Origin of the sequence: Tardiphaga sp. 285_C5_N1_2 (genome assembly GCF_052076065.1) — a bacterium.
Taxonomy (GTDB): domain Bacteria; phylum Pseudomonadota; class Alphaproteobacteria; order Rhizobiales; family Xanthobacteraceae; genus Tardiphaga; species Tardiphaga robiniae.
This window is the reverse complement of record NZ_CP197241.1, coordinates 239,751-257,135: the sequence shown is the minus strand read 5'-3', so window position 1 is coordinate 257,135 and position 17,385 is coordinate 239,751. Positions and strand designations below refer to the sequence as shown.

General features: G+C 62.3%; 17 protein-coding genes. 13 read left to right on the top strand and 4 right to left on the bottom strand.

Going from position 1 to position 17,385, the window contains the following annotated elements; translation table 11 throughout:
- Positions 1-125: 125 nt before the first annotated feature.
- The 3 genes from argJ to AB7951_RS01150 are packed head-to-tail and all read left to right on the top strand — an operon-like array spanning position 126 to position 2,354.
- Entirely contained in the window at positions 126-1,373 is a 1,248-nt protein-coding gene (gene argJ / locus AB7951_RS01160) for a bifunctional glutamate N-acetyltransferase/amino-acid acetyltransferase ArgJ (RefSeq protein WP_199711974.1), read from the top strand.
- A 43-nt stretch (positions 1,374-1,416) separates the two neighbouring features.
- Positions 1,417-1,959, top strand: a complete 543-nt coding sequence (locus AB7951_RS01155) for a hypothetical protein (RefSeq protein WP_439061971.1) — start codon at positions 1,417-1,419, stop codon at positions 1,957-1,959.
- A complete protein-coding gene (locus tag AB7951_RS01150) occupies positions 1,956-2,354 on the top strand; it encodes a (deoxy)nucleoside triphosphate pyrophosphohydrolase (protein WP_120287336.1) in 399 nt (132 codons plus the stop codon). The genes AB7951_RS01155 and AB7951_RS01150 overlap by 4 nt, the downstream gene beginning before the upstream one ends.
- Here the strand turns inward: AB7951_RS01150 and AB7951_RS01145 are convergent.
- Positions 2,351-3,199, bottom strand: coding sequence for a methyltransferase domain-containing protein (locus tag AB7951_RS01145; RefSeq protein ID WP_120287337.1), 849 nt, complete (start codon positions 3,197-3,199; stop codon positions 2,351-2,353). The genes AB7951_RS01150 and AB7951_RS01145 overlap by 4 nt on opposite strands.
- A gap of 77 nt (positions 3,200-3,276) precedes the next feature.
- Between AB7951_RS01145 and AB7951_RS01140 the strand changes: the two genes are divergently transcribed.
- The 10 genes from AB7951_RS01140 to AB7951_RS01095 all read left to right on the top strand — a co-directional run bounded on the left by AB7951_RS01140 (position 3,277) and on the right by AB7951_RS01095 (position 13,899).
- Complete coding sequence (locus AB7951_RS01140; protein ID WP_120287338.1) at positions 3,277-4,086, top strand: ComF family protein; 810 nt, start codon at positions 3,277-3,279, stop codon at positions 4,084-4,086.
- Between the two features lie 30 nt (positions 4,087-4,116).
- Complete coding sequence (gene grxC / locus AB7951_RS01135) at positions 4,117-4,392, top strand: glutaredoxin 3 (RefSeq protein WP_120287339.1); 276 nt, start codon at positions 4,117-4,119, stop codon at positions 4,390-4,392.
- Entirely contained in the window at positions 4,389-5,288 is a 900-nt protein-coding gene (locus AB7951_RS01130; protein ID WP_120287340.1) for a carbon-nitrogen hydrolase family protein, read from the top strand. The genes grxC and AB7951_RS01130 overlap by 4 nt, the downstream gene beginning before the upstream one ends.
- Positions 5,285-5,743 carry a DUF1178 family protein gene (locus AB7951_RS01125; RefSeq protein ID WP_116660084.1) on the top strand — a complete coding sequence of 153 codons (459 nt, stop codon included), beginning with the start codon at positions 5,285-5,287 and terminating at the stop codon, positions 5,741-5,743. Before AB7951_RS01130 ends, AB7951_RS01125 begins: the two co-directional genes overlap by 4 nt.
- 352 nt (positions 5,744-6,095) lie before the next feature.
- Entirely contained in the window at positions 6,096-8,039 is a 1,944-nt protein-coding gene (locus tag AB7951_RS01120) for a PrkA family serine protein kinase (RefSeq protein WP_089267701.1), read from the top strand.
- Between the two features lie 25 nt (positions 8,040-8,064).
- On the top strand, positions 8,065-9,336 hold the full coding sequence (locus tag AB7951_RS01115) for a YeaH/YhbH family protein (RefSeq protein ID WP_170849644.1): 1,272 nt from the start codon (positions 8,065-8,067) through the stop codon (positions 9,334-9,336).
- A complete protein-coding gene (locus AB7951_RS01110) occupies positions 9,333-10,868 on the top strand; it encodes a SpoVR family protein (protein ID WP_120287342.1) in 1,536 nt (511 codons plus the stop codon). Before AB7951_RS01115 ends, AB7951_RS01110 begins: the two co-directional genes overlap by 4 nt.
- A 96-nt stretch (positions 10,869-10,964) precedes the next feature.
- Positions 10,965-11,240, top strand: coding sequence for a metal/formaldehyde-sensitive transcriptional repressor (locus tag AB7951_RS01105; RefSeq protein WP_120287343.1), 276 nt, complete (start codon positions 10,965-10,967; stop codon positions 11,238-11,240).
- 11 nt (positions 11,241-11,251) lie between these two features.
- On the top strand, positions 11,252-12,160 hold the full coding sequence (gene dmeF, locus AB7951_RS01100; RefSeq protein ID WP_120287344.1) for a CDF family Co(II)/Ni(II) efflux transporter DmeF: 909 nt from the start codon (positions 11,252-11,254) through the stop codon (positions 12,158-12,160).
- Positions 12,161-12,306: 146 nt separating this feature from the next.
- Positions 12,307-13,899 (top strand): class I adenylate-forming enzyme family protein, encoded by a 1,593-nt coding sequence (locus AB7951_RS01095; RefSeq protein WP_439061972.1) that lies wholly within the window; start codon positions 12,307-12,309, stop codon positions 13,897-13,899.
- Here AB7951_RS01095 and AB7951_RS01090 read toward each other — a convergent pair whose 3' ends face one another.
- The 3 genes from AB7951_RS01090 to AB7951_RS01080 all read right to left on the bottom strand — a co-directional run bounded on the left by AB7951_RS01090 (position 13,900) and on the right by AB7951_RS01080 (position 17,348).
- Complete coding sequence (locus AB7951_RS01090; RefSeq protein ID WP_439061973.1) at positions 13,900-15,489, bottom strand: gamma-glutamyltransferase family protein; 1,590 nt, start codon at positions 15,487-15,489, stop codon at positions 13,900-13,902.
- 68 nt (positions 15,490-15,557) lie between these two features.
- Positions 15,558-16,769: an amidohydrolase family protein gene (locus AB7951_RS01085; protein ID WP_120287347.1), complete on the bottom strand. Its 1,212-nt coding sequence runs from the start codon at positions 16,767-16,769 to the stop codon at positions 15,558-15,560.
- Positions 16,770-16,862: 93 nt separating this feature from the next.
- The gene (locus AB7951_RS01080) at positions 16,863-17,348 is read right to left on the bottom strand and encodes a MarR family winged helix-turn-helix transcriptional regulator (protein ID WP_120287348.1); all 486 of its coding nucleotides are present in this window, start codon (positions 17,346-17,348) and stop codon (positions 16,863-16,865) included.
- Between the last annotated feature and the right edge of the window lie 37 nt (positions 17,349-17,385).

The window sequence follows — 17,385 nt, the reverse complement described above, 5'->3', positions numbered from 1 at the left end:
GCGCGACCGGACGGGTGCGCATGACGGAGCCATGACATTGCTCCCTTCTCCATGAAGCCCTCTCCCACCACGGTGGCAGAGGTGATACAGAGCGCTTCATCTTTTTACGAAAGCTGAAAGCACTCATGGCCAAGCCGTCCCCCGTCTCCCCCCTCGCCCCGACCGACGTTCCCGAGATGCCCGCCATTGCAGGCGTGCGCCTCGCCACCGCCGCCGCCGGCATCCGCTACAAGGGCCGCACCGACGTGCTGCTCGCGGTGATGGACAAGGGCACGACGGCAGCCGGCGTGTTCACCACGTCGAAGTGCCCGTCGGCTCCCGTGGAGTGGTGCCGCGCGGTGCTGAAAAACGGCAAAGCGCAGGCGCTGGTGGTCAATTCCGGCAATGCCAATGCCTTCACCGGCAAGACCGGCAAGGCCTCGACCAAACTCACCGGCGACATCGCATCCAAGGCCGTCGGCTGCAAGCCGAACGAGATCTTCCTGGCCTCGACCGGCGTGATCGGCGAGCCGCTCGACGCCACAAAGTTCAACGGTGTGCTCGCCACACTCGCTGAAAGCGCCGGACCGGACGGCTGGATGGATGCCGCCAAGGCGATCATGACCACCGACACCTTCCCGAAGGTCGCGACGGCCACCGTGAAACTCGGCAAGGCCAAGGTCACCATCAACGGCATGGCCAAGGGCGCGGGCATGATCGCGCCGGACATGGCGACGATGCTGTCCTTCATCTTCACGGATGCACCGATCAGCGCGCCCGCATTGCAGGCACTCCTGAAGGCCGGCGTGGAAGATTCGTTCAATGCCGTGACCATCGACGGCGACACCTCGACCTCGGACACGCTGCTGATGTTCGCCACCGGCGCAGCAGCCGCACAGGGCGCGCCGAAGATCACCAAGGCCAGCGACATCAGGCTGAAGCCTTTCGTGAAGGCCCTGAACGTCATTCTCAATGACCTCGCCGAACAGGTCGCACGCGATGGCGAAGGCGCGCGCAAGCTGGTGGAAGTCGTCGTCGAAGGCGCGACGACCAAGGCCTCGGCGCGCAAGATCGCCATGTCGATCGCCAATTCGCCGCTGGTGAAAACGGCGATTGCCGGCGAAGACGCCAATTGGGGCCGCGTGGTGATGGCTGTCGGCAAGGCCGGCGAGCCCGCCAACCGCGACAAGCTCTCGATCGCGTTCAATGGCATCCGTGTCGCCAAACTGGGCGCACGCGACCCGTCCTATGACGAGACCGAAGTGTCCAACGCGATGAAGAACCCCAAAGTGCAGATCAAGGTCACCCTCGGCCTCGGCAAGGGCCGCGACCGCGTGCTGACCTGCGACCTCACCAAGGAATATGTCGCCATCAACGGCGACTATCGGTCTTAGCTTGCTACTGCGCCTGCGGACGATGTCGATGAAGATATGTGCGATGGCCGGCACGACAGGGGGTCTGATCCTTGCCTGTGCCGTCGCAATGCCAATCGGCACCGCCGAAGCGCAGGATCAGTCATCGAGCAGGACACGCACGCTCACCCGCAGCGTCAAGGCCGGTCAGGAGGTCGGCCTTGGCTTCGCGGTGCGATGGAACGCGAAATGTGAGCCGGTGCTGCCCAAGCTCACTATCGCCAAACCTCCGTCGCATGGCAGTCTGTGCGGACGGGCGATCACGGTCACCCCACAAAAGAATGTGACCGGGGACGACCAGACCTGTGTCGGGAAACGCATGCGCGCACTGCAACTGGTTTACATGCCCAGCAGCGACTATTCGGGAGCGGACACGGTCGACTACATCATCGAACTGCCGCGCGTGCAGCTCACGACCCATGTCGACATTCAGGTAATCCCGAACGATGCTGCAACCAAAACTCTCATACCGAACAATGAGAGCGCGCCCGGAAAAGCTGGCGATGCGATCGTTCCCTGTGCCCCACACATGTCCCAGACAACCAACAACCGCGTAATAACCCTATGAAACTCGTCCTCGTCGTCGCCTGCGCATTGATTGATCCCGACGGCCGCGTGCTGATCGCACAGCGGCCGGAAGGCAAGGCGCTGGCCGGCCTGTGGGAATTTCCCGGCGGCAAGCTGGAGCCCGGCGAACGGCCGGAAGCGGCGCTGATCCGCGAGCTCGACGAGGAGCTCGGGATCACGGTGAAGGAAGCCTGCCTCGCGCCACTGACCTTCGCCAGCCACGCCTATGAGGACTTCCACCTGTTGATGCCGCTCTATATCTGCCGGCGCTGGGAAGGCCTCGCTATCTCCAGGGAAGGCCAGAATCTTGCCTGGGTGCGGCCGAACAAGCTGCGCGACTATCCGATGCCGGCTGCGGATATCCCGCTGATCCCGCATCTGATCGATCTGCTTTAGCGCTTCAGCCCCCTCACAGCATCCGCGAGGCTCGCTTTTGCCGAGCCCGGCTTCAGCGGCTTCTGCTGGCTCTCATGCGGCGCCCAGCCGGACAACCAGATGACGTCGAAGGTCGCGCGGATGCGGCCGTCGGGGTCGGCGAAACGCTCGCTGTAGATCTGCGCCATGCGCAGCAGCGTCGCGCGGCGCAGCGGTGCGCGACGGCGCTCGACCAGCACATTGGTCGCGCCCATCCTGCGCAGATCCTGCATCAGACCGAAGGCACTGTCGTAGCGCACCACGACGCGATCCACATCGGTCACCGGCAGCGCAAATCCCGCGCGCTGCAGCAAGGCGCCGACATCGCGCAGATCGGCCATTGGTGCGACGCGCGGCGAGATGCCGCCTTCGCGTTCGGCTTCCGCCGCGGCGAAGGACTGCCGCAGCTCGGTCAGCGTGTCGCCGCCGAGCATTGCGGCCAGCAGCAGACCGTCAGGCTTCAGCGCGCGGCGGATCTGCGCCATCACGCCGGGCAGATCGTTAACGAAGTGCAGCCCGAGCGCGGAGATGACGAGATCGAGCGACGCTGGCGCGAGATTGAGACCATCGCTTTCGACATCGGGCACGTCGGCATGTGTGAGATGGCCGACACGCCCGGCCACACCATCGCGCAGACGGTTGCCCGGCGTCGCGACGTCAGCGGCATTGTCGAACTGGCGCAGCACCGCCTGCAATCGCTCATCCATGTCGGCGATGACACGATCCAGCAGGAAATTCTCGGCGCCCAGCCGCGACGCACGCGCCTGCCGCGCCCGCAACAGAGCGCGGTCGAACAGGATCGGTGCAGTATTGGAGGTCTGAGCCATGCGGCTTGGTACGCCGAAGACCAGGGATCTGGCAATCGCGCTTGAGATCGGCGCAGGAGGGCTCTAGCCTTCAACCTATGGACGCAGAGGCGACAGTGTCATGGTCCCTTCCCGCGCAATTGCGCGGCGCGCTGAAGCTTTGCCGGTCTGCATTGACGCAAACCGCCCGTGTGGCGCTCGACGTCGCACTGCCGACGCTCTGCGTCGCCTGCCGGGAACCCGTCGCCGGAGAAGGCGTCTGCGCGGCCTGCTGGGGCCAGCTCTCCTTCATCGCGCCGCCGTTCTGCAGCCGGCTCGGCATCCCCTTCGTCTACGATCCCGGCCCGGGCATCCTGTCGATGCAGGCGATTGCCGATCCGCCGGCCTATCAGCGCGCCCGCGCAGCCGTGCGCTATGACGATGTCGCCCGCACGCTGGTGCATCAGTTGAAATATCATGACCGGATCGATCTGGCGCCGACTATGGGCCGCTGGATGGCGCGTGCGGGGAAGGAATTGCTCGCGGATGCCGATATTCTGGTGCCAGTGCCGCTGCATTGGCGCCGCGGCTTCAGCCGGCGCTTCAACCAGTCCGGCGCGCTGGCGCGGGAAATCGGCGGGCAGAGCGGCGTTGCGATATCCCGCGACGCCTTGCGGCGCATACGCCCGACCGAACACCAGATCGGCCTGTCGCGCAGCGAGCGCGCCAGCAATGTGCAGGGCGCCTTCAAGGTCCCACCTGAACGCCGGGCTGAAATCCAGGGCCGCCGCGTCATTTTGGTCGACGACGTGCTGACCTCGGGTGCCACGACGGACGCCTGCGCACGGGCGCTGCTGCACGCCAAGGCGGCCCAGGTCGATGTGCTGGTCTTTGCGCGGGTTGTGGAGGCCCACAAGGTCCCCATATAATCAGGCACTTCCCTGCAACTGGAGCATCCGATGGCCGCCGCTATTGAAATCTACACCCGCCCCGGCTGCGGCTATTGCAGCGCCGCGATCTCGCTGCTCCAGCGCAAGAAAACTGCATTCACCCATTTCGACACCGCGATCGATCCGAAGCTGCGCCAGGAAATGTTCGACCGTACCTATCCCGGCGCCACCTTCCCGCAGATCTTCATCGATGGCACCCTGATCGGCGGCTGTGACGATCTCTATGCATTGGACCGCGAAGGCAAATTTGACGCCATGATCGCAGGCGAGAAGGCCACCTCATGAGCCAGACATCTCCGACGTCCGAGCCCCAGACCTTCACCGCCGCCATGGTGCAGATGCGCACCGGCCTGCTGCCGGAGCCGAGCCTCGAACAGGGCCGGCATCTGATCCGCGAAGCCGCGCTCGCCGGCGCCGACTATGTGCTCACGCCGGAAGTGAGCAACATGATGCAGCTCAATCGCACGGCGCTGTTCGAACATCTGCGCCCGGAGGAAGACGACCTCTCGCTGAAGGCCTATCGCGCGCTCGCCGCGGAGCTGAAGATCTACGTGCATATCGGATCGCTGGCCGTGCTGGCCAACCCCGAACGCGCCGCCAATCGCTCGTTCCTGATCGGACCGGACGGCAATGTCCTGGCGAGCTACGACAAGATCCACATGTTCGACATCGACCTGCCGAACGGCGAGAGCTATCGCGAATCCGCGAATTATCAGCCGGGCGAGACCGCCGTCATCTCGGATCTCCCCTGGGGCCGCATCGGTCTGACCATCTGCTACGACGTCCGCTTCCCGGCGCTGTACCGCGCATTGGCCGAAAGCGGCGCGTCTTTCCTCACCGTGCCCTCGGCGTTCACCCAGAAGACCGGCGAGGCCCATTGGCACACGCTGCTGCGCGCTCGCGCCATCGAGACCGGCTGCTTCGTCTTTGCGGCCGCGCAGGGCGGCGTACATGAGAACAAGCGTGCGACCTATGGTCACTCGCTGATCATTGACCCGTGGGGCGTGGTTCTGGCCGAAGCGACCGGCGTCGAGCCGGGCTTCATTCTGGCCAAGATCGATCCTGCGAAGGTGACGGAAGCGCGCAAGACCGTGCCGTCCCTGCAGCACGGCCGCCGTTTCAGCGTCAGCGATCCCAAATCGGGCCCAGACTATCTGCACCTTGTCCGGCAAGCGACATGATCCGTTACGACCTACGCTGCGAGAAGGGCCATGCTTTCGAAAGCTGGTTCCAGAGTTCCGGCGCCTATGACTCCCAGGTGAAGCGCAAGCTGGTGAATTGCCCGAATTGCGGATCGGTGAAGGTCGAAAAGGCCATTATGGCCCCGCGTATCGTGGGCAAGAGCAAGAATCGCCCGGCACCCGCCCCTGACGCCGGTTCCGAGACCACAGCCCCGCTGATGATGGCGCCGCAGGAAGCCGAACTGCGCGCCAAGCTGAAAGAACTGCGCGATCACGTTACCAAAAACGCGGACAATGTCGGTGAAAGCTTCCCGACCGAAGCTCGCAAGATGCATTATGGCGACATCGAACATCGTCCGATCTACGGCGAAGCGACGCCGGATGAAGCACGGTCGCTGATCGATGAAGGTATCGAGGTGACTCCGCTGCCTGTCCTTCCCGGCGATCGGAACTGAGCGTAACCTCCGCTCACCAGCATTCTTGTGCGCGTTTCGACTCATCCAAACTGCGCCGTCGGTACATGATTCCGAAAGCTTCCCACATACGGCAACTTTGTGGCGTTCGAGTCACAGGCGTGCACAATCGCTTTGTTAGCCCTTGAGACATGGCAAAACTCGCCTAACTTATAAGCAAGTGCCTGAATATGAGTCGCGCGCTGCACTCAGATCGCATTGCGCGATTTCGGACCTGGATGTGTCCTGAAGGCTATAGTGCTGATGTTGAGTCGCGATCGGAAAGACGCGTTCCGTTACCACCTTAGGAGCATCGCGACCAACAGGACGGCCGACCAGCAAGGAGAGAGGGATCATGTACAACGATTCTCTGTTCAATGCGTTCGCTAGAAGTTACGAAGCCCGAAGTGAGACGGACATGTCGATGTCCGAGTATCTGGAATCCTGCAGAGGGGACCCGATGCGATATGCGAACGCGGCGGAACGCCTACTGGCGGCGATCGGCGAGCCTCAAATGATAGACACGGCCAAGGATCCACGCCTTGGCCGTATTTTTTTGAATCGTACCATCCGTAGCTATCCAGCCTTTGCCGGCTTTCACGGCATGGAAGATACGATCGAACGCATCGTCGCCTTCTTCCGCCATGCGGCGCAGGGTCTCGAAGAGCGCAAGCAGATTCTCTATCTGCTCGGCCCGGTCGGCGGCGGCAAATCATCGCTTGCCGAGCGCCTCAAGGCCTTGATGGAAGTCCATCCCATCTATGTGCTGAAAGCCGGCGACGAACTCTCTCCGGTTTATGAAAGCCCGCTCAGCCTGTTCGATCCCGACACGCTCGGCCCGATGATTGAAGAGAAATACGGCATTCCGCGCCGGCGGCTTACGGGCCTCATGAGTCCGTGGTGCTACAAGCGGCTCGAAGCTTTCGGCGGCGACATCTCGCAATTCCGCGTCGCCCGCATTCAGCCGTCGCGATTGCGCCAGATCGCCATCGCCAAGACCGAACCCGGTGACGAGAACAACCAGGACATCTCCTCGCTGGTCGGCAAGGTGGATATCCGCAAGCTCGAAATCTTCGCCCAGAACGATCCCGACGCCTACAGCTATTCCGGTGGCCTCAACCGCGCCAATCAGGGCGTGCTTGAATTCGTCGAAATGTTCAAGGCGCCAATCAAGATGCTGCATCCGCTGCTGACGGCGACGCAGGAAGGCAACTATATCGGCACCGAAAACATCGGCGCCATCCCGTTCACCGGCGTGATTCTCGCTCACTCCAACGAGTCCGAGTGGCAGAGTTTCAAGGCCAACAAGAACAACGAAGCCTTCATCGATCGTATCTGCGTCATCAAGGTGCCGTACTGCCTGCGCGTCACCGAAGAACAGAAGATCTATGAGAAGCTCATTCAGGGCTCCGAACTCGCCACCGCACCTTGCGCACCGGCGACTTTGGAAACCCTGGCACGCTTCTCCGTGATGTCGCGGCTGCGCAAGCACGAAAACTCGACCACCTTCGCCAAGATGCGGGTCTATGACGGCGAAAGCCTGAAAGAGTCGGATCCAAAGGCCCGCAGCGTTCAGGAATACAAGGACGCCGCCGGTGTTGATGAAGGCATGGACGGTGCCTCGACGCGCTTCGCGTTCAAAGTTCTGGCCGCGACCTACAATCACGACACGTCGGAGATTGGGGCGGATCCCGTGCACCTGATGTATACGCTGGAGCAGGCGATCCGCAGGGAGCAGATGCCTGATGAAGTTGAAAAACGCTATCTCGAATTCATCAAGGCCGAGCTGGTGCCGCGTTATGCGGAGTTCATCGGTCACGAAATCCAGAAAGCCTATCTGGAATCCTATTCGGACTACGGCCAGAACCTGTTTGATCGTTACGTCGACTATGCCGATGCCTGGATCGAGGATCAGGACTTCAAGGATCCTGACACCGGACAATTGCTCGATCGCGAATTGCTCAATCAGGAGCTGAGCAAGATCGAAAAGCCGGCCGGAATCGCCAACCCCAAGGACTTCCGCAACGAAGTCGTGAAGTTCTCGCTTCGCTCGCGAGCACAGAACGGTGGAAAGAATCCGACCTGGACGAGTTATGAGAAGATCAGGGAAGTCATCGAAAAGCGCATCTTCTCTCAAGTTGAAGATCTGCTTCCGGTGATCTCCTTCGGATCGAAGAAGGACGGCGAGACCGAGAAAAAGCATGACGACTTCGTCGCGCGGATGATCGTTCGCGGCTACACCGAGCGCCAGGTTCGTCGTCTCGTCGAATGGTATATGCGCGTGAAACAGGCCGGCTGACGCAAGGAGCCAACATAACGTGGCCATGCATATCGTCGATAGACGCCTGAACCCGAGCAGCAAGAGTCTTGAGAACCGCCAGCGGTTCTTGCGACGCGCGAAAGCTCTGGTTCAGGGAGCCGTCAAGAAAGCCTCCCAGGACCGCGACATCAAAGACGTCCTGGAAGGCGGCGAAGTGTCCATCCCGCTCGACGGGATGAACGAGCCCCGCTTCTATCGCGAAGGCGGCATTCGCGACCGGGTGTTGCCCGGCAACGTAAAATTTGTGGAAGGTGATTACCTTCAACGGCCGCAATCGAAGAGCGGCAGATCGAACGATGCCGGTGAAGGCGACGGCGAGGATGCATTCCGGTTTGTGCTCAGCCGGGAGGAGTTCGTCGACATTTTCCTCGACGACCTGGAACTGCCGGATCTTTCCAAGCGCAAGCTGGCCGAAGTCGAAAACGAAGGCCTGCGCCGCGCCGGATATACGACGTCCGGTTCGCCTGCCAATATCTCGGTCAGCCGCACCGTACGCTTGGCCATGGCACGACGGGTTGCACTGCAGCGACCGCGACCCGAGGCCATTGCACAGTTGGAAGCTGAACTGGAGCATTGCAGTGACGAGCGCCGCCCCGAATTGCTGGCAGAGATCACGCGGCTGAAATCCAAGATGCGGCGGATTCCGTTCATCGATCCCATCGACATCCGCTATCGCCGCTTCGAGAACGTGCCGAAGCCGGTGGCGCAGGCGGTGATGTTCTGCCTGATGGACGTCTCCGGCTCGATGTCCGAGCACATGAAGGATCTCGCCAAGCGGTTCTACATGCTGCTCTACGTCTTCCTGACGCGTCGCTATCGCAAGGTCGAGATCGTCTTCATCCGTCACACCGACCGTGCCGAGGAAGTCGACGAGCAAACCTTCTTCCACGGCCCCGCGTCAGGCGGCACGCTGGTTTCCAGCGCACTGCAGGCCATGCATGAGATCGTGCAGTCACGCTATCGCCCCGCCGACTGGAATATCTATGCCGCACAGGCCTCGGACGGCGACAACTCCTATGCCGATGGCGATCTCTCCGGTCGCCTGCTCAAGGACATGATCCTGCCGGTGACGCAGTTCTTCGCCTATCTGGAAGTGGGCGAGAGCGGCAGCCACCCGTTCGAAATGTCGGAATCCTCGCTGTGGACGCTGTATCAGCGGCTGCGCGCGGAAGGTGCACCGCTGTCGATGCGCAAGGTCAACGACCGCAGCGAGATTTTTCCGGTGTTCCACGACCTGTTTCAACGTCGCCAGGCCAAGGAGAGGGTGGCTCCATGACAGACCGTCTCTACGAAGGCGCGGACTGGGACTTCACCACATTGCAGCGCATCCACGATGCCTGCGAGGAGATTGCCGAAAAGGAGCTCGGCCTCAACGTCTACCCGAACCAGATCGAGGTCATCACTGCCGAACAGATGCTGGACGCCTACTCGTCCGTAGGCATGCCGCTGTATTACAAGCACTGGTCGTTCGGCAAACAATTCGCCCATCAGGAAGCGTCCTATCGCAAGGGCCTGATGGGCCTGGCCTATGAGATCGTCATTAACTCGTCGCCATGCATTTCCTACCTGATGGAGGAAAACACGGCGACGATGCAGACGCTGGTAATTGCTCACGCCGCTTTCGGCCATAATCACTTCTTCAAGAACAATTATTTGTTCAAGCAGTGGACCGATGCCGACGGCATTCTCGACTATCTCGATTTTGCCAAGGGCTATGTGGCGCAGTGCGAGGAAAAGCATGGCCGCGCAGCGGTGGAGCAGACGCTCGACGCCGCGCACGCGTTGATGTCGCACGGTGTCGATCGCTATCCCGGCAAAAAATCGCTGGATTTGCGGGCCGAGGAAAAACGCGCCAAAGAGCGCCGCAATCACGAAGAAACCTCGTTCAACGATCTGTGGCGCACGGTGCCGACGGGGCGGGCGAAGAGTGCCTCACTGCTCAGCGCGGAGCGACGACGCGCTCTGCTCGGCCTGCCGCAGGAAAACCTGCTGTATTTTCTGGAGAAATCCGCACCGCGCCTGAAGACCTGGCAGCGCGAACTCATCCGCATCGTCCGGCACATCTCGCAATATTTCTACCCGCAAGGTCAGACCAAGGTGATGAACGAAGGCACGGCCACTTACGTGCACTATCGCATCATGAGCCGGCTGCATCAGACCGGACAGATCTCGGACGGCAACTTCCTGGAATTCCTGCAGTCGCACACCAATGTCGTGTTCCAGCCGAATTACGATGACCGGCGCTTCTCGGGCTTCAACCCCTATGCGCTCGGCTTCGCAATGATGCAGGACATCGAAAAAATCGTCACCGATCCGACCGACGAAGACCGCGCTTGGTTTCCCGATATCGCCGGCAAAGGCGATGCAATGGCGGTGCTGCGCGATATCTGGGCCAACTACCGCGACGAGAGCTTCGTCAGCCAGTTCCTGAGCCCACGACTGATGCGCCACATGCGGATGTTCCACCTGCATGACGACCCGGCCGTGTCGGAAGGCATCCGCGTCGACGCCATCCATGACGAGCGTGGCTATCGCCGCGTCCGACGTGTGCTGGCGCGTCAGTACGACGTCGGCCTGATCGATGCGAATATCGAAGTGGTGGACGTCGACCTCGCTGGCGATCGCCGGTTGATGCTGAAGCATTCGGTGCTCAATGGCGCCCTGCTGAATGAGCCCGACGCCAAGCGGGTGCTGCAGCATCTCGCCGATCTCTGGAGCTACGACGTCTCGCTTGCCGAGGTTGATGCCTCCGGCCTGGTGCTCAAGGAACATGTCGCCCATCCTCGCGTGATGGCTGCGGCCGCCTGATCGATCCCTCTCCGTTTCCTCCGCAAACTCCCCTGCCCGGCTTGTCGCCGGGCGGGGACTTTCGCTCGGACGAAATATAGGGTAGGGGACTATCCTATGTCGCATCTCGCCGCTAACAAGACCAAGCTGCTCGCCCGGGTCCGTCGGCTCGCCGGCCAAATGGCCGCCATCGAGAAGGCCATCACCGAAGACGCCGGCTGCGCCACGATTCTGCATCAGGTCGCAGGCGTGCGCGGCTCCGTGAGCGGGCTGATGGATGAACTGATCGAGGACCACGTCCGCGAGCATGTCGCCCATCCCGGTCTCAGCGCCGACGACCGGGCGGCCGGCGCCGAAGAACTCGTCGCCGCTATCCGGCGTTACGCGAAATAAGGACCGGCAGTATGCGCACCCACGACATCGACCACCTGTCCCACGAGCACATGTTTCTGGGCGACAATCACGACGAGAACACCCGCCGCACGCTGTGGGTGGTCGTCCTTACGGCGCTGATGATGGTCGGCGAGATCGTTGCCGGCACTGTCTTCAACTCGATGGCGCTGCTGGCTGACGGCTTCCACATGGCGACACATGCCGTGGCGCTCGCCATTGCTGCGGGCGCTTATGCCTATGCGCGCCGCAACGCGCATAACCGCCGCTTTACTTTCGGCACAGGCAAGGTCGGCGATCTCGCCGGCTTTGCCTCCGCATTGGTGCTGGCGATCATCGCCATCGGCATCGCCGTCGAATCCGTGCAGCGGCTATTCAATCCGTCCACAGTCGCCTTCGGCGAAGCCACGGTGATCGCCGTCATCGGCTTGATCGTGAATATCGCCAGTGTGTTTCTGCTGAGCGGCGGGCATCATCGCGACGGTCACGACCACGACCATCACCACGACGCACATCACCGCGACAACAACATGCGCTCCGCCTTCATGCATGTGCTGGCCGATGCTCTGACGTCGGTGCTCGCCATCGTCGCGCTGATAGCCGGCCGCTATCTTGGCTGGGTCTGGCTCGATCCTGTGATGGGCATCGTCGGCGGCATTCTCATTGCCGCCTGGGCGTGGAATCTGTTGCGCGACACGGCGGCCGTGTTGCTGGATACGTCAGATCCACATCTGGAACAGGAAATCCGCGATGAGGTCGAGCGCCCCGGCGATGCCCGCATCTTCGACCTCCACGTCTGGCGCGTCGGCCCTGGTGCGCATGCTGCGATCGTCGGCTTTGCCGGCGGAGCGAGCACAGAGACGGTGCGGCAGCGCCTCACAGCCGTACATGAATTGCAGCACGTGACTGTGGAAGCGCGCTAGCCCCGGACGCGCATCTCCCACGTTACGAGCCATGCGGCGAAGCGGGTTGGCATTCTCCGCATGGCTGATTAACCTGACGTCATCATCGCCAGCCAAATGGCGGGACGTGCCGATTGCGGCGCGCAAAAAAAACGTCTGGGACGGACATGCAAGGACAGATCCCGCCGGGAACCTCAACGCCGGCCACCCGCCATGAAGTTCTCTACAGCGACCGCGTCGTCACCTGTTTCTCCGATCGTCCGCCGACCCTCGACGCCATGCTGCGCGCTGCTGTCGCGCGGAAGCCGGAGGGCGTCGCGCTGGTGCTCGGCGAGGAACGAGTCGCCTATGCGGAGCTCGACCGCGTCGCGGAGAATGTCGCCCGCAATCTGATCGCCTGCGGCTTCAAGAGGGGCGAGCGCATCGCGGTGCTGCTCGGCAACTGCCTGGAGTTCATCTTCTGCGCGCTCGGTGCCGTCCGCGCGGGGATGATCGTCGTGCCGCTCAACACCCGGCAACGCATGCCGGAGATCGACTATGTGCTGCAGCAGTGCCGGGCCTCGGCGCTGGTCTATGACAGCGACTGCGAGGCCAACCTGCCCGCACCGCGTGCGGACTTGCGCAATCAGTGGGTGGTCGGCAGCGGCCGTGCGCCATCCTTTGCGGAGCTGACGAAAGATGCGCCTGCCGCTGCGCTTCCCGAACTCCATCAGGAAGACACCGCTTTTCTGCTCTATACGTCAGGCACCACTGGCAACCCGAAAGGCGCGATGCTCACCCATGCGAGCATCATCCATTCGCTGCTCAACTTCCAGCACGGCTATGGCCTGCACGACGGTGACGTCACCATGCTGGCGGTGCCAGCATCGCATGTCACCGGGCTTGTGGCATTGATCCTTGCGACCATCAATGTCGCCGGAACGACGGTCATCCTGCCGACCTTCAAGGCACCGGAGTTTCTCGCTGTCGCGGCACGCGAGCGCATGACCTACACACTAATGGTGCCCGCGATGTATAATCTCTGCCTGCTGCAGCCGGATTTCGACCGTCACGATCTGTCTTCATGGCGCATCGCCGGCTTCGGCGGCGCGCCGATGCCCGAAGCGACCATCACGCGCCTCGCCGAGGTGCTGCCGAAGCTTAATCTCTGTAATGCCTATGGTTCGACTGAGACTTCATCACCCGCGACGATGTTTCCGCCCGGCTCGCCCGTCAGCAAAATCAATTCGGTCGGGCGCCCCGTAACCGGCGCACATATCGTGGTCGCCGATGACGACGGCCGCGAGGTGCCGGTCGGTCAGGACGGCGAATTGCTGATTGCCGGCGCTATGGTCGTGCCGGGCTATTGGAACAACCCGGATGCGACGCGCACCGGCTTCGTCGGCGGCTATTGGCGCTCCGGCGATATCGGCCGCATGGATGCGGGCGGCTATGTCTATGTGGTCGACCGCAAGAAGGACATGATCAATCGCGCCGGCTTCAAGATCTACTGCACCGAGGTCGAAAACGTGATGTCACATCATCCCGCCATCGTCGAAAGCGCAGTGGTGGGCAAGCCGGATCCAGTGCTGGGCGAACGCGTACACGCCTTCGTCTATAGCCCCGATGGCGGCAACGAGGCCGACATCCGCAAATACTGTGCGGAGCGGCTGTCCGATTACAAGGTGCCGGACACCATCACCTTCCTGAAGGAGCCGCTGCCGCGCAACGCTAACGGCAAGATCCTCAAGACCGAGCTACGCAAGATGATGACGAGCTGATCACCAAGCGGCGACAGCGCCATCCGAGCGCGGGTCCGTCGCGCCTTCGAGCACGCCGTTGGCGTGCAGCACGATGGCGCCGGCATGGCCCATGGTGCCGGTATAGCTGCCGAGCACCTCGACCACGTGACCGGCATCCCGAAGCTGCTGGATCAATGCGGGATCGAAGCGATCCTCGACCTTCAGCGTGACGCTCTCGTCGCCCCAGGTCTTGCCGAGCAGCCAGCGCGGCGCGGTCACCGCCTGCTGCAGCGGCATGCCGAACATACCGTAGCGCGAGAACACCGCCGACTGCGTCTGCGGCTGCCCCTCACCGCCCATATTGCCATAGACCATACGACGGCCGTCATCGAAGATCGCCATCGCGGGATTGAGCGTGTGGAACGGCTTGCGGCCCGGCTTCAGCGCATTCCAGCCACTCTCGGCAAGCCGGAACGAGGCGCCGCGATTCTGCCAGCAGATCCCGGTTTCCGGCAGCACGACGCCGGAGCCAAATTCGAAATAGACCGATTGGATGAACGACGCCGAACGGCCATGTCCGTCGATAACGCCGAGCCAGATGGTATCGCCGGGCTTGCGCACATGCGGCCATGGCAACGCAATCTTGCGATCGATATGGCGCGCCAGTTCATCGAGTTTGGCATCGTCGAGGAATGACGCCGGATTCACTGTCATGTGATCGGGATCACCGACATGCTCGTCGCGCACGATGAACGCCTGCTTGGTGGCCTCGATCAGACCGTGAATGTGATCGAAACCTTCGGCCTGGGTGACGCCGAGCCGATCGAACATCGCGAGGATCATCAGCGACGACAGACCCTGCGTCGGCGGCGCCATGTTGAACAGCTGCGCGCCGCGCACGGTGGTCGATAGCGGCGGGCGCTCGGTGGCTTGATGGTTCTGCAGATCGGCCGCGGTGACAGGTGATGCGACTTTGGCGAGGTCAGCGGCGATCGTGTCGGCCAGCTTGCCGTTGTAGAAACTCTCGAAGCCCTCGGCGGCCAGACGCTTCAGCGTCGCGCCGAGCGCCGGCAGCTTCATGATATCGCCTTCGGCCGGCGCCTGCCCGTTCGGCATGAAAGTCCCGGCGAAATTCGGCTGGTCCTTCAGCTCCGCGAATTTCTCAGACGTCAGTTCGGATTGGCTGCGCGTAACGACGATGCCATTTTCGGCATAATAGATCGCACTTTCCAGCAGCCGCTCGCGCGCCATCGGCTTCTGCCAATGCTTCGAAACATCCAGCGCCTTCTGCCAGCCGGACACGGTCCCGGCGACGGTGTTGGCAGCGAGCGGTCCGCGGAACGGAATCGCCGAAGCGCCCTTCGACGCATAGTAAGCAAGGTCCACCGCTGCGCCGGCGCGACCGCAGGCATCCACCGTGATCGGCGCCTTACCGGGCTCGGCGATCAGCCAGAAGCCGTCGCCGCCGATACCGGTCATGTGCGGATAGACCACTGCGAGCGCCGCCGCTACGGCGATCGCCGCTTCCACAGCGGTCCCGCCGTCCTTGAGCACATCGAGACCGGCCTGCGACGCCAAATGATGCGGCGAGGTCACCATGCCCCGTCGCGCGCGCGGTGTTTCAAGCATTCGTCGTCTCCAGAACTCGTGGCATGCCAGCTTTGTTTGGCGCAGTCGTAACGCGTCCAGCCGATGATTCAAGCTTTTCGGGCGACAATCTCGCCGTCCCGCGCAACCAGCCGGCCGTTCTTGTAGACCGCGCGGCGCCTTGGCAGATCGACCACGGCCTGCGGCACGTGCGGTGCATCGATGGCGACGAAGTCGGCCTTGGCGCCGACGCGGAGGCCGTGATCTTCCAGCCGCAGCGCTTTCGCACCACCGGCCGTGACGATGTCGAAGGCCAGCATCAGATCTTCGTCGGTGTTGAAGCCGGAGCGATAGCCGATCATCATGGCGCGGCCGAGCATGTCGCCGTCGCCATAGGGCCACCAGGAGTCCCGGATGTTATCGCAGCCACCGAACACGGTGACGCCGGCCGCGCGCAGCAGCTTCACCGGTGGAAACGGCCGCGCACCCGGCGCATTGGTCATGATGGCGACGCCGCTCACTGCCAGCAACTCGGCTGTTCGCTGCACGACATCAGGAGCGACATCGCCGAGCGAATAAGCATGGCTGACGGCGACGTGGCCCTGCATGCCCAGCGCCTGCGTGCGCGCGCAAATCTGTTCTATCTCGAAAATGCCGAGCATCGAAGGATCGTGCAGATGGATATCGACATCAACGCCGCGGCGCTCGGCGATGCCGAACACCACATCGAGATGTTTCTCGACATCGCGGTCGAAGCCACCGGGATCGAGACCGCCGATCACGTTCGCGCCGAGATCGAAAGCAGCATCGAGCAGATCCGGCGTGCCCGGACTGCGCAGGATGCCGCTTTGCGGGAAGGCGACAAGCTGGATATCAATGAGGTCGCGATGCGCCTCGCGCACGGCGAGGATGGTCTCCAGCGATGTCAGGCCGACCGAGCCATCGACCATCACATGGCTGCGCATGCGCGAGCTGCCGTGACCGAGGCAAAGCTCAAGCTGGCTCTGCGCGCGCTCGGCCATCGGCGCGGCCTTCGCCATGTTGTCGGCCTGGATGGCGACGCGCTCCTGCACGTTGAAGCCGTTCGAATAGGGCACATGCGGCCGCCAGACGTCGCCGTGGAAACTGGTGTCGAGATGGATGTGACCTTCGACGAAGGACGGGATCACAAGCGTGCCGCCGAGATCGACGGTCTCTGCGGTTGTCGGTGCTGGATCGCTGCCGGACATGATCCCGGTGATCAGACCGCCACTGACGGCAATCGTGTTGAGGCTGCCGTCGGCGAATTTCGCCCGCGTAAAAATTTTGTCGATGTCGCTCACGCCAACCTCTCGGACTGATCTTCTGCCGCGAGGTTACAGGAGGACGGCGCAGCATGCATCCGCATGCCGGCCACTGCATGGCCGATGTGCGGATCAGCTTTCGCGCGCAGCCTTGATCAGGTTATCGCGCAGCGTGGCGACGCCCTGCTGCATTTTCTTGAACTCGTCCGGCTTGAGCCCCGACGCTTTGACGAGATTCATGGTCAGGCCCTTCTCGCGCAACCGCCGGCCTTCGTCGGTCAGGCTGATCACCACCTGCCGTTCATCCCCGGGATCGCGCTGCCGGCGCAGATAGCCCATGACCTCCAGCTTCTTCAGGATCGGCGTCAGCGTGTTGGACTCCAGAAACAGCTTTTCGCCGAGGCTGCCCACGGTCTGCCCGTCCTCCTCCCACAGCGCCACGATGGCGATGTACTGGGTATAGGTCAGACCGAGCTTTTCGAGGATCGGCTTGTAGGCCCGGCCATAAGCCAGATTGGCCGAGTAGATCGAAAAACAGAGGAAATCAGACAGTTTCGGGCCGGCCTGCGCGGAATCGGCGGAGGCTTGTTCAATCGATTTGGGCTTGGTGGATGGCATGTTTGCGCTCCGTCAGAGACACGAGAACGTGACCTTC

Coding starts and splice junctions, on each gene's coding strand:
- AB7951_RS01115 (WP_170849644.1), top strand. CDS start 8,065: ATGCATATCGTCGATAGACGCCTGAACCCGAGCAGCAAGAGTCTTGAG.
- AB7951_RS01145 (WP_120287337.1), bottom strand. CDS start 3,199: ATGGCTCAGACCTCCAATACTGCACCGATCCTGTTCGACCGCGCTCTG.
- AB7951_RS01120 (WP_089267701.1), top strand. CDS start 6,096: ATGTACAACGATTCTCTGTTCAATGCGTTCGCTAGAAGTTACGAAGCC.
- argJ (WP_199711974.1), top strand. CDS start 126: ATGGCCAAGCCGTCCCCCGTCTCCCCCCTCGCCCCGACCGACGTTCCC.
- AB7951_RS01130 (WP_120287340.1), top strand. CDS start 4,389: ATGAGCCAGACATCTCCGACGTCCGAGCCCCAGACCTTCACCGCCGCC.
- grxC (WP_120287339.1), top strand. CDS start 4,117: ATGGCCGCCGCTATTGAAATCTACACCCGCCCCGGCTGCGGCTATTGC.
- AB7951_RS01140 (WP_120287338.1), top strand. CDS start 3,277: ATGGACGCAGAGGCGACAGTGTCATGGTCCCTTCCCGCGCAATTGCGC.
- AB7951_RS01155 (WP_439061971.1), top strand. CDS start 1,417: ATGGCCGGCACGACAGGGGGTCTGATCCTTGCCTGTGCCGTCGCAATG.
- AB7951_RS01080 (WP_120287348.1), bottom strand. CDS start 17,348: ATGCCATCCACCAAGCCCAAATCGATTGAACAAGCCTCCGCCGATTCC.
- AB7951_RS01125 (WP_116660084.1), top strand. CDS start 5,285: ATGATCCGTTACGACCTACGCTGCGAGAAGGGCCATGCTTTCGAAAGC.
- AB7951_RS01110 (WP_120287342.1), top strand. CDS start 9,333: ATGACAGACCGTCTCTACGAAGGCGCGGACTGGGACTTCACCACATTG.
- AB7951_RS01095 (WP_439061972.1), top strand. CDS start 12,307: ATGCAAGGACAGATCCCGCCGGGAACCTCAACGCCGGCCACCCGCCAT.
- dmeF (WP_120287344.1), top strand. CDS start 11,252: ATGCGCACCCACGACATCGACCACCTGTCCCACGAGCACATGTTTCTG.
- AB7951_RS01150 (WP_120287336.1), top strand. CDS start 1,956: ATGAAACTCGTCCTCGTCGTCGCCTGCGCATTGATTGATCCCGACGGC.
- AB7951_RS01105 (WP_120287343.1), top strand. CDS start 10,965: ATGTCGCATCTCGCCGCTAACAAGACCAAGCTGCTCGCCCGGGTCCGT.
- AB7951_RS01090 (WP_439061973.1), bottom strand. CDS start 15,489: ATGCTTGAAACACCGCGCGCGCGACGGGGCATGGTGACCTCGCCGCAT.